Here is an 11,712-nt window from a genome sequence, read left to right on the forward strand (position 1 = left end):
GAGAAACGGGGGTCACGTCAATCGCCTAAACCAAAAACGCCGGCGGACCCCACTGCCGCTAAAGCCGGATCAGCAGCCGCGGTCGTCAAGCCGACAGCGGATCCGCTCACCCCCGATCAGCTAACCGCGCTTGCGTTCAGGACCGCATGGGGCGGACCACCCCCGATCGAACGTAACGAAGGCACAGGTAACCAGGCCGACACGCGGACCTATCGGTCCGGCAAGCTGATTGCCCTTGAGGGCGGTCGATACGCTCTCATCTCGGACGGGCAGGGTGGGGAGGGCCACGTCAATTCAGGCTCACTCTCCATCCACTATTTGCAGCGCACCGGAGACAGTTTCACGCGCATCGGCAGCTGGCCTGGATTTCTCGTTTCGGGGACGTGGGGAGCCCCGCCAGAATGGAAGATCCGGACTGACCTTACCCCGTCACCGACACTGGTCGCAGAGGCAGGCGGGACCTGGCAGGGCTACACCTGCACCTGGGCACACGTCATCGAACTCACCCCCGACAAGCCCGTCGTGCGGATCGATCAGATCCCGACCTCCTACAGCGACGGCGGGGCGCGCGAAGAGGGAGAGACCAAGAGCATGGAGGGGGTCTTGTTGCCTGGCCAGAAGGGCAAGTCGATGCGGGTTCGCTACACGGGCGACGTGGATGCGACGGTCGTCTACGCCAAGGTTGGAGAGAGCTATGACCCGGTCAATCTGCCCGAGCTGCTGACCTGCTGAGCGGCCGAACTGCTGTTTCAGGGTAGATGTGGACAAATGCACTGAGCGGGCAGGGCGCGGACGGCGAATGTCTCAGTCTGACTCAAAGCGGCGGTTGGTGACGTCCGCTTTCGGTCAGGGAAATTATGAAAACAGCGGTGGCGTCCTCAGCACTGTTTGCCCAGGTGTGGCTTGCAGCTATGGACGGGCGGAATGAACTTTTCGGGTTGGAGAGCGAGCTTGGCTCAGACGCAGCATGGCGTTGGACGCATTCGATCGAAGGTCGAAATTTGGGTCGGAGTGGGCGTCGTGCTCGTTCTCGCCTTCTTCCTGATTAGCGGCGTCGTCGCCTACCTCAACGTCCAGGGCCTGCGCGCCAATAGTCAGAAGGTGGTTGGAACCCATACGACACTGGTGGCCATAGACCAGGTCCTGTCGACCGTGCAGGACGCTGAAACGGGACAGCGCGGTTACCTTCTCACGGGCCAAGACCGTTATCTTGAGCCCTACGAAGACGCCGTGGCCGCAATGGACCGTGACCTCGCGATCCTCACCGAAGTGACCTCGCGCGACCCAGCGCAGCAGGCCAACCTCAAAGAGGTCAAGCGCCATGTCGGCGTCAAGATGGAGCAGTTGACCCGGGGAATCGAAGCGCGGCGTACGGGCGGCCTCGCGGCGGCCGTCGCGATGATCGAAACCGACCGCGGCAGGACGGCGATGAATGCGATCCGGGAACGCTTGGCCATCATGCGCGCCGACGTCGCGCAGCAGCGGCGACAGTGGCTGTCTGAGATGGAGGTCGCTTACCGGACCGCCCTGCTGACCGGAATCCTGTCCGCCCTGCTCGGCGCCGCCCTCACCGTCGGGGTGTTCCTGCTCATCCGCAACAGCACGCGGGAACGCGCCCGGCGGGAGTGGCTTCAGGCCGGACAGGTTGGGCTCGCCGAAGCAATGAGCGGCGACAAGACCATCGAGGCGCTGGCCGACAGCATCTTGGGCTTCCTGGCTCGATATGTCGACTTTCAAGCCGCAGCGATCTTCAAGGGCGAAGGCGGCGTTTTCCGCCGCGCCGCCACCCTGGGCGTTCCATCAGACGCGCCCGTGCCTATGGAGTTCCGACTTAAGGAGGGCCTTCTGGGCCAGGTCGCCGCTGATGGGGCGTCAGTGCTGCTGACGGATGTCCCTCAAGGCTATCTGACTATTGGATCCGCGCTGGGACGGGATGACCCGCGTCATCTCGTCATCGCCCCTGCGAACGCCGATGGCGTCATCAACGCCGTGATCGAGTTGGGCTTTATCCATGCCCCGGGACCGCAGGTCCTTCGGCTGCTGGACGAAAGTGCGGCTGCGATAGGCGTCGCCCTCAGGTCGGCGCGCTATCGTCTGGATCTTCAGAACGCCCTCGAAGAGACCCAGCGCCAGTCCGAGGAACTACAGGTGCAGAGCGAAGAGCTTCGGGTTTCCAACGAGGAGTTGGAGGAGCAGGGGCGCGCGCTCAAGGAATCCCAGGTGCGGCTGGAGCAGCAGCAGGTGGAGCTTGAACAGACCAACAGCCAGCTGGAAGAGCAAGCACAGGTTCTGGAGGGACAGCGCGACGACCTGGAACGGACCGGCGCCGATCTGGCCCTCAAGGCCCGGGAGCTCGAAGCGGCCAGCCAGTACAAGTCCGACTTCCTCGCCAACATGTCCCACGAACTCCGGACGCCTCTTAACTCCCTGCTGATCCTGTCGAAGCTTCTCGGCGACAACAGCGACGGAAACCTGTCCGAAGAGCAGGTTCGCTACGCCCGGACCATTCAGTCCTCGGGCGACGATCTGTTGACGTTGATCAACGACATTCTCGACCTCTCCAAGATCGAGGCCGGGCACGTCCAGATCCGTCCCGAAGCTGTTTCGGTCCAGAGACTGGCCGGCGACTTGCGCCAGCTGTTCGATCCGATTGCAGACCAGCGGGGGCTGAACTTCACGATCGACGTCGCCAAGGGGACGCCCGATCTGGTTGAGACGGACCGTCAACGTCTGGAACAGATCCTTAAGAACCTGCTTTCGAACGCCTTCAAGTTCACAGAGAAGGGGAGCGTAAAGCTGAGGATCGCGCCCGGCGACCGGGGCTTGGATTTTTCGGTGAAAGACACCGGAATCGGTATTTCGCGCGAACAGCAGAACAGCATCTTCGAAGCCTTCCAGCAGGCCGACGGCACGATCAGCCGCAAGTACGGCGGGACGGGGCTCGGACTTTCGATCTCCAGGGAACTGGCTCGGTTGCTCGGAGGCGCGATCACTCTGGAAAGCAAGCCCGGCAAAGGCAGCACCTTCACCCTCAGCGCGCCCCTCGCCTACGACGCCGCTCAGGTTGCGTCGCGCGCGCCCTTTGCTCCGCAACCCGCGGCGTCCTCAGTCACGCAGGCCGCCCCGAAATCGTCGCCCGCTGTCCTGCCCCGCGCGGTTGAGGATGATCGGGACGCGCTGGCCGTGAACCGGCGCACGTTGCTGGTCATTGAAGACGACGATCGTTTCGCCGCCATCGTCCGGGACCTGTCGCGCGAAATGGCGTTCCAGTGTCTTGTGGCCAGTAATGGCGAGGACGCGATCAAGCTCGCCAAACAGTACCGGCCGAGCGCCATCGTCCTTGACGTCGGCCTTCCTGACCAGTCCGGTCTGACGGTCCTGGACACGCTGAAGCGCGACGACCAGACCCGCCATATACCGATTCATGTGGTGTCCGCTGGAGACCATGCCACGACCGCGCGCGCGCTTGGCGCGATGGGGTATCTCACCAAGCCGGTCAAACGTGAGGCGCTGGCGGATGTCCTTCGGGCCCTGGAGGAGAACCTCACCCGGACCGTTCGACGAGTCCTGATCGTGGAGGATGACGCCGTCCAGCGCGAGGCCATGAGAGCCCTTCTGTCGAGCGGCGGGGTCGAGACGGTTGGGGTGGGCACGGCGGCGGAATGCCTTCAAACCCTCGAACAGCAGACCTTCGACTGCATGGTTGTGGACCTGTCCCTGCCCGACGCCTCCGGCTTCTCGCTGCTGGAGACGCTCAGTCTGAACGGTCAGCAGGCCTATCCGCCGGTGATCGTCTATACCGGCCAGGATCTGACGGCGGACCACGAGCAACAACTGCGCCGCTACTCCAGCTCAATCATCATCAAGGGCGCCAAGTCGCCGGAACGCCTGCTGGATGAGGTCTCGCTGTTCCTCCACCAGGTGGTCGCCGACATGCCGCCCGAACAGCAGCGCATGATCCAGAAGGCGCGAAATCGAGACGCCGTGCTGGAAGGCCGGCGCATCCTCGTCGTCGAGGATGATGTCCGAAACATCTATTCCCTCACCAGCGTCCTCGAACCGCGCGGCGTCGTCGTGCAGATCGCGCGCAACGGGCAGGAAGCGCTCGACGCGCTCGATGCGTCCGCCGCCTCTGCACCCGCCATAGACCTCGTTCTGATGGATGTGATGATGCCGGTCATGGACGGGCTCACCGCGACACAGCGCATCCGGAGCGATGGACGCTGGGGCGGCCTGCCGATCCTGATGCTGACCGCCAAAGCCATGCCGGACGACCAGGAACGCTGTCTCGCAGCAGGGGCCAACGACTACATGGCCAAGCCCCTGGATGTCGATAGGTTGCTCTCTCTGGTCCGCGTGTGGATGCCGTGCTGATCCATGGCCGACACTCTCGAAGACCTCGAAATCCAACTGCTGCTGGAGGCGCTGTTCCAGCGCTATCATTTCGACTTCCGTCACTATGCCCGTGCGTCGATCAAGCGGAGGCTGGTCCAGGCCCGCGACCAGATGGGCTATCCGACGCTGACCGCGCTGCAGGACGCTGTCCTGCACGACCCGACGATGCTGCCCCGGCTGCTGGGCTATCTGACTGTGCAAGTCAGCGAGATGTTTCGCGATCCGACCTATTTCAAAGCCTTGCGCGAGACCGTGCTTCCACATCTGCGCACCTATCCGTCGCTCAAGGTTTGGATCGCGGGGTGCAGCACCGGCGAGGAAGTCTACTCCCTGGCCATCCTGTTCCAGGAGGAAGGGCTGTATGATCGCACCCTCTTCTACGCGACCGACATCAATCCCGATGCGCTCCGCGCAGCGGAAGCCGGGGTCTACGCCCTCGATCGGCTGCGCAAATTCACTGAGAACCACCAGAAGTCGGGCGGACGTTCGTCCCTGTCCGACTACTATACGGCCGACTACGGGCGGGCCGTCTTCGACCGTAGCCTCAGCGCCCGGGTCGTCTTCTCCGATCACAGCCTGGTCACGGACGCGGTGTTCGCCGAGATGCAACTGATCTCCTGCCGCAATGTCATGATCTATTTTGATCGCGCCCTGCAGGATCGCGCCATCGGCCTGTTCAAGAACTCCCTGCCACGCGGAGGCTTCCTCGGCCTCGGCTCCAAGGAAAGTTTGAGGTTTTCAGCCCACGCCGGCGAATTTTCTGAGTTCGTCCTCCAGGAAAAGCTCTACCGAAGGCTAGGCGCATGAGTGTCCCATCACAACGCGCGGTGGTGATCGGCGCTTCCGCCGGCGCCGTCCAGGCGCTTTTAGCCATCCTTCCCATCCTCCCAGCGGACTATCCCTTGCCCATTCTGATCGCGGTCCATGTCCCCCCGGATCGAGGCAATGGTCTCGTGCCGCTGCTTCAAGCGAGCTGCGCCCTTGCGGTGCTTGAAGCCGAGGACAAGGAAAGGGTCCTTCCTGGAACCGTCTATTTTGCGCCCCCCGATTATCACCTTCTGGTCGAGCGAGATGGCGGGCTGGCCCTGTCCTCGGATGAGCCGGTCAACTATTCTCGCCCATCGATTGACGTTCTCTTCGAAAGCGCCGCCGACGCCTATGGAGCCGGCCTGATCGGTGTCGTGCTGACGGGCGCCAACAACGACGGCGCCGCCGGACTGAGAGCCGTTATGGAAAGGGGTGGCGAGGCCTTCGTCGAACGCCCGTCAGAGGCCTATGCGTCAGCGATGCCAGAAGCCGCTCTCGCGGCCTGCGCGGGCGCAACGGCCATGAGTCTGGCGGACATCGCAAACTATCTGGTGGAACTCGAAGCCGCATGACGACCCTCGACACCCCGATAAAGGTTCTTCTCGTTGATGATCTCGAGGAAAATATCCTCGCGCTTGAGGCTTTGCTCCAGCGCGAAGGTCTCCACCTGCTCAAGGCGAAGTCCGGAGATCAGGCGCTTGAGCTGCTCCTTGCCGAAGACGTCGCTCTCGCCCTCCTAGACGTGCAGATGCCTGGCATGGACGGCTTCCAACTGGCCGAATTCATGCGCGGCAACGCCCGGGTCCGTCATGTCCCCATCATCTTCGTCACGGCGGGCAGCGCAGAACAGCAGCGCCGGTTTCGCGGCTATGAGGCCGGCGCGGTCGATTTTATCCAGAAGCCGATCGAGCCTGATATCCTGCGAATGAAGACGGAGATCTTCATTGAACTCTATCAGCAGCGTGAGCGGATACGCCTGCAACGAGACGAATTGGACGTGCATGCGACGGCCTTGAGCGCCGCAGATCAACGCAAGAACGAGTTCCTGGCGGTCTTGGGTCATGAGCTACGCAATCCCATCATGGCCCTGAACGCAGGGCTGAAGTTGCTCGATCGCGCCGGCGAGCCAGATCAAGCCGCCGTCATCCGGGAGCGGATGGCGACCCAAGTGTTTCACCTCTCGCGGCTTGTCGAGGATCTGCTTGACGTTTCGAGGATCGATCAGGGCAAGATCGCCCTGCGCTTCGAACGGGTGCAGTTAAAGACCGTGCTGGACTCCGCGATCGATACAAGCCGTCCCAGGATCGACGCGGGTGGGCATGCCTTCACGTTTGACCTACCGACGGAAGCCGTATGGGTCACAGCCGACTTCACCCGCCTATCGCAGATCGTCAGCAATCTGCTGACCAACGCAGCCAAATACACTCCGTCGGGCGGGACGATCCAGCTCCGGGCGAACGCCGGGCCCGACTACGTCGAAGTCGCCGTCTCCGACACTGGCGTCGGCATTTCCAAGGATATGCAAGCTCGGGTCTTTGAGCTGTACACGCAGTTGAAGGGGCCCGACGATCGATCCAGCGAAGGCCTTGGCATCGGTCTGGCCCTGGTCCGCCAACTGGTCGATCTGCATAAGGGCGACATCCGCGTGGAAAGCGACGGTCCGGGCGCCGGCAGCTGTTTCACCATACGGTTGCCGCGTTCAGCATAGCATCGACCGTCGGAGTAGGCGCGGCTATTGCCAAACAATGCGGCAGTGAATGTCTGGGACTGGCGCACAGAAGTTCATTATCTGGAAGCAGGCGTCACGACAGGCAGGCGACCTCAGAGAAGGGGGCATGCGACAGTCTGACCTGTTCCTACAACCGAAGCCCTCAGGGAACGCCGGCCGTCTAATCGGCCCCAAGGCGCCGCTTAAGCCCAAGCTCATCTGGTCCATCCGACAACAGTTGAGTGTGGCCAGGAGATTTCGCGACCTCGCCATGTTCAACTGCGCGTTGGATTCGAAACTACGCGCCTGCGACCTGGTCCGACTTCGCGTGAGCGATGCGGCGAGAGGCGGTGTTCTCCGTCAGCGGTCGGTCGTCATCCAACAGAAGACCGGGAGACCTGTGCCCGTTGAGATCACCGAGCCTGCGCGTGATGCGATCGCTGCTCGCCTGAGTGTGCGGCGCCAGCCTGAAGACGACTGGCCGTTCCCAAGCCGGAGCCGGTGCGGCCAGCACATCGGCGCCAGGCCGTATGCTGGGCTGATAGACCGATGGCGCCGTTGATTGACCTAGAGCCCTAAGGGTACGGCGCTCACAGCCTTAGACGCACTAAGGTCTCGCTCATTCACAAGAATGACAGGCAATCTTCGCGCATGCCAGCTCCTGATCGGCCACAGGAGATTGGAGAGCATAGTCAGATATCTCGGTATCGAGGTGGATGACGCCTGGGAGATGTCAGAGCAAATCGACTTGTGACCCTAAGCCGGGCCCTGAAGCAGGCCCGGCGATGGTCAGCTTTGGGTGGGAAGCGGATGTTAGTGGGCAGGCGCCGAGAGGCCGTACCCTCCTGCGGGCGCCGTCTCGGCCACCCTCGACATTCCCGCGATCATCGGTCGCCCTCTCGAGATGGCATCGCGGACCGCCGGAAGCGTGAGTGACGCGCCTTGCGCTTCCTTGCTCTGCCATGCCTCTGTGATCCAAATCACCTCCGGCTCTAGCGGGTCCAAAGCAACGATGTAGCTCAAACAGCCCGGCAGTCCGCTTACACCCTCGATGAGGACTCTGACCAGCTCGTCGCGATGACCTGGCTGCGCTGTCATTTTGCCGATCAAGCCGTACATCGATGAACTTTCCATGTCCGCAGCAGACGCGCGAAGCGGTGAAGTGACGGCCAAGCCCACGCCAGCAACGACGATTCTGCGGCTGATTTCCATCGCAATACGTTAGCTGGCCGATGGATCGAGACAAGCGGATAGTTCCGCAACGGGTCGATTTCGGTCCTGGGCTTTGGCGCCGAACGCGGATGTTGGCCGTTAGGCCGGAAAGCAGTCGCCCTTGACGCCAAATCGGGGTGATTAGTGGACGTTCCTCATCGAAACAACGGGGCGTGGAACCATAGCCTCTAGAAACGACCGGTAACCGGACGGGCGTTGCCGCATTAAGGGAACGACGCCTTGTCGATCCTCCGGAGAGCCATGCCCGATCCCTATATCCTCATGCTGTTTGTGGTGGGGGCGCTGGTCGCGCTGGTGGCGTGGCTGCCGCTGGTGTTCCGGCGCGCGCCGCTTTCGCTGCCGATCGTCTGCGTCGGGATTGGGGCCGCGCTGTTCAGCCTGCCGCAGGTGGGGTTCGATCCGCTGCCGCAGACCTATCCCGAGATCACCGAGCGGCTGACCGAGTTCGTGGTGATCATCGCCCTGATGGGGGCAGGGCTGAAGATCGACCGGATCTTCAATCCGAGGCGATGGGGCGTGACCTGGCGGTTGCTGGGCGTCACCATGATGCTGTCGATCGTGGCGATCGTGCTGCTGGGATGGACGGTCCTGGGGCTGGGCCTGGCGGGGGCGATCCTGCTGGCCGGCACGCTGGCGCCGACCGATCCTGTGCTGGCGTCGGACATCCAGGTGGCGGCGCCGGGCGAAGGGCGTGAAGACGAGGTGCGGTTCGGCCTGACGTCCGAGGCGGGGCTGAACGACGGGTTGGCGTTCCCGTTCGTGAACCTGGCCATCGCCCTGGCCCTGGTGGCGGCGGGCCAGAAGGACGACTGGTTCGTAGAGTGGCTGACCGTCAGCGTGCTGTGGGAAATCGGCGCCGGGCTGGGCATCGGCTGGGCGATCGGCTGGCTGTTCGGCTGGCTGACCTTCACCATTCCGGTCAGCACTCGACTGGCCGCGACGCGCGACGGGTTCATCGCCCTGGCGGCGACCTTCATCTCATACTCGGTGACGGAGATGCTGCACTGCTACGGCTTTCTGGCGGTGTTCATCACGGCGCTGGCGTTCCGGCACGCCGACCGGGACCACGATTTCCAAGTCGAGATGCACGACTTCATCGAGCAGATCGAGCGTATGGCGATGATGGTGGTGCTGGTGCTGTTCGGCGGTGCGCTGGCGTCGGGCCTGCTGGCGCCGCTGCGGCCGCTGGATGCGATGGTGGCGTTGGCGATCGTGCTGGTGGTGCGGCCTCTGACCGGGATGATCGGCTTCATCGGCTGGAGGCGGCCGATGCGCGAGAAGCTGATTCTGGCCTTCTTCGGGATCCGGGGCGTGGGGTCCTTCTACTATCTGGCCTATGGGCTGAACGCCGCGCCGTTCGAGAGCGACGACCGGCTGTGGGCCATCGTGGGGCTGATCTGCCTGATGTCGATCCTGCTGCACGGGATCACGGTCACGCCGGTGATGCGATGGTTTGACCGCAGCGAAGGCCGCGATCCGGATGCAGAGGCGGATGGGGTGCAGGCCGAAACGTCGGGGCGAGGAACGTCAGCCTGACTTTGTGACCAAGGCCGATTGGATCAGGCACCTCAAATGTCCGCTACGGGTGGTTAGCGGTCATCGACTGGCTGTAGCCTTCGCTTAGCTTCCGAGATGAGCCACTCCACGACTTCAAGGGGGATGCTTCCGTTATCAAACGTCGCCAAGGTCATCTGACCGTTTGCGTCAGCGTAGAAAACCTCTGCCAAGGGCGCGTGTTCGATCACCCCATCCGACAGTTCGAGGAACATGCCGTCACGCTGGACATCACTGCCCATGGTCAGTTCGAACGATCCAGCAGGCGACTTTGACATGCGAATACCCCAGATCGCACTAGCGTAATCGGCTGGGCCGATGTCCGCCTCGGGTGGGAAGCGGACATCGTCCCAACTTTCAAACAATGAGCTCGGTAATGCATAGCGACCGCGCCGTTACTGAAAGGCTTGGTCGAGAGCAGTTCTAGTCTGCGTGTTGCGGACAAGCCGGCGTGATAAAGGGTCGGACCGTGCCCTGCGATCCTTGGATGAACGACGAGTTTGTATTCGTCGATCAGATTCAACCGATCTAGTTCCGTCGCCAGCTTGCCGCTGCCGAGGAGCACGCCAGCCGGCGTAGCGTCCTTCAGCGCTTGCACCGCCGCATGTAAGTCGCTGCCAAGATGGTGGCTGTTTGTCCACGGGAACGTCGTACGCGTCGTTGACGCCACATACTTTGGTTTGTCTTCCAGCTTGACCGCCCACTCGCGGATCGCCGCAGGTGCATCCACCTCGCCACTAGCGACGGTAGGCCAGTATCTCTCCATCATCTCGTAGGTCACACGACCCGAGAGCATCGCGCCGTTCTCGTCCATCAAGCGGGTAAAAAAGGCGTGCGTCTCGTCGTCGGCGATGCCTTCCTGATGGTCGACGTGACGTGACCCCCGTTTCTCATCCAGCCATAACGAGAGTCCTGGGTTGATCTGAGCTGGGGTTGTCGGGGTTGGCAAGAGGCCGGTCAGCGCAGCCCCCAACCAGCGCAGCGGACCGGCCGATCTGTCCGCTGAGCGCTTCTGCATAAGCCTGCGGCGTCAGCCACCCGAGCTTCGAGTGCGGACGCCGTTCGTTGTAATCGCGTCTCCACGCCTCCAGCACTGCGCGGGCGTGCGGCAAGGATCGGAACAGCGTCTCGTTCAGCAGCTCGTCGCGCAGGCGTCCGTTGAAGCTTTCGTTGAAGCCGTTCTGCTGGGGCTTGCCGGGCGCGATGTAATGCCAGCCGACGCCGGTGTCGTCGGCCCAGGCCAGGACCGCGTTCGAAGTGTATTCCGTCCCGTTGTCGCTGACGATGGTGTCGGGCCGCCCTCGCTGCCGGATGACGGCGTCCAACTCCCGCACGACCCGCGCGCCCGACAGCGAGGTGTCGGCCACCAGCGCCAGGCATTCGCGGGTGCAGTTATCGATCACCGTCAGGATGCGGAAGCGCCGCCCGTCCGTCATCTGGTCGGCGACGAAGTCCAGCGACCAGCGCTGGTTGGGCGCCAGCGGCAGGTCCAGTGGCCGCCGCGTGCCCATCGCTCGCTTCCGGCCGCCGCGCCGGCGCACCGTCAGTCGCTCCTCGCGATAGATCCGCTGAACCCGCTTCCTGTTGACCGCATGGCCCTCGCGTCGCAGCAGGACGTGCAGGCGCCGATAGCCGAACCGGCGACGCTCCTGGGCGAGGGCCTTCAGCCGGTCGCGCAGAGCGCCGTCGTCCGGGCGCGTCGCCTGATAGCGCACGCTCGTCCGATCGACGCCCAGGACACGGCACGCCCGCCGTTCGCTCATCTCGTAGGCGGCCTGCAGATGGCCAGCCGCCTCGCGCCAACCGGCGGGCGTCACCATTTTTTTCCCAGCAGGTCCTTCAGCGCCACGTTGTCCAGCATCGCGTCCGCCAGCATCCGCTTCAGCCGAGCATTCTCATCCTCAAGCGCCTTCAGCCGCCGAGCCTCCGACACGTCGAGCCCGCCGAACTTGGCCTTCCACTTGTAAAAGGTCGCAGAGCTGACCCCGTGCCGCCGGCACACCTCCGCCGTCGCT

Annotated in this window: 9 protein-coding genes; 6 read left to right on the forward strand and 3 right to left on the reverse strand. The window is 63.2% G+C overall.

Annotated features, from left to right (window positions below; genetic code table 11):
- The 5 genes from B3T77_RS00700 to B3T77_RS00720 all read left to right on the forward strand — a co-directional run.
- On the forward strand, window positions 1-732 hold a 732-nt coding region (locus tag B3T77_RS00700), incomplete at its 5' end, for a hypothetical protein (RefSeq protein WP_292076127.1).
- Window positions 733-951: 219 nt separating this feature from the next.
- Window positions 952-4,374 (forward strand): response regulator, encoded by a 3,423-nt coding sequence (locus B3T77_RS00705; RefSeq protein ID WP_292076129.1) that lies wholly within the window; start codon window positions 952-954, stop codon window positions 4,372-4,374.
- 3 nt (window positions 4,375-4,377) lie between these two features.
- Complete coding sequence (locus tag B3T77_RS00710; RefSeq protein ID WP_185225695.1) at window positions 4,378-5,202, forward strand: CheR family methyltransferase; 825 nt, start codon at window positions 4,378-4,380, stop codon at window positions 5,200-5,202.
- Complete coding sequence (locus B3T77_RS00715) at window positions 5,199-5,774, forward strand: chemotaxis protein CheB (protein ID WP_165116476.1); 576 nt, start codon at window positions 5,199-5,201, stop codon at window positions 5,772-5,774. Before B3T77_RS00710 ends, B3T77_RS00715 begins: the two co-directional genes overlap by 4 nt.
- The gene (locus tag B3T77_RS00720) at window positions 5,771-6,910 is read left to right on the forward strand and encodes a sensor histidine kinase (RefSeq protein ID WP_185225696.1); all 1,140 of its coding nucleotides are present in this window, start codon (window positions 5,771-5,773) and stop codon (window positions 6,908-6,910) included. The genes B3T77_RS00715 and B3T77_RS00720 overlap by 4 nt, the downstream gene beginning before the upstream one ends.
- A gap of 813 nt (window positions 6,911-7,723) precedes the next feature.
- On the opposite strand, the gene B3T77_RS00725 is transcribed toward B3T77_RS00720, so the two are convergent.
- Window positions 7,724-8,122, reverse strand: a complete 399-nt coding sequence (locus B3T77_RS00725) for a putative quinol monooxygenase (RefSeq protein ID WP_312185632.1) — start codon at window positions 8,120-8,122, stop codon at window positions 7,724-7,726.
- Between the two features lie 261 nt (window positions 8,123-8,383).
- Between B3T77_RS00725 and B3T77_RS00730 the strand changes: the two genes are divergently transcribed.
- Window positions 8,384-9,679 carry a cation:proton antiporter gene (locus B3T77_RS00730; protein ID WP_292076133.1) on the forward strand — a complete coding sequence of 432 codons (1,296 nt, stop codon included), beginning with the start codon at window positions 8,384-8,386 and terminating at the stop codon, window positions 9,677-9,679.
- 262 nt (window positions 9,680-9,941) lie between these two features.
- Here the strand turns inward: B3T77_RS00730 and B3T77_RS00735 are convergent, their stop codons facing one another.
- Both B3T77_RS00735 and B3T77_RS00740 read right to left on the reverse strand, forming a co-directional pair.
- The gene (locus tag B3T77_RS00735) at window positions 9,942-10,670 is read right to left on the reverse strand and encodes a dihydrofolate reductase family protein (RefSeq protein ID WP_292076135.1); all 729 of its coding nucleotides are present in this window, start codon (window positions 10,668-10,670) and stop codon (window positions 9,942-9,944) included.
- Window positions 10,588-11,712 (reverse strand): IS3 family transposase gene (locus B3T77_RS00740; protein WP_292076137.1). Its coding sequence is split into 2 segments (ribosomal slippage), with 1,126 coding nucleotides annotated over them: window positions 10,588-11,525 and window positions 11,525-11,712; the frame shifts between segments, so codons are not numbered across the junction. This gene is flagged as partial in the annotation. The genes B3T77_RS00740 and B3T77_RS00735, both read right to left, overlap by 83 nt.

It is taken from the genome of Brevundimonas sp. UBA7838, from assembly GCF_002500885.1.
In the GTDB taxonomy this organism is placed as follows: domain Bacteria; phylum Pseudomonadota; class Alphaproteobacteria; order Caulobacterales; family Caulobacteraceae; genus Brevundimonas; species Brevundimonas vesicularis_C.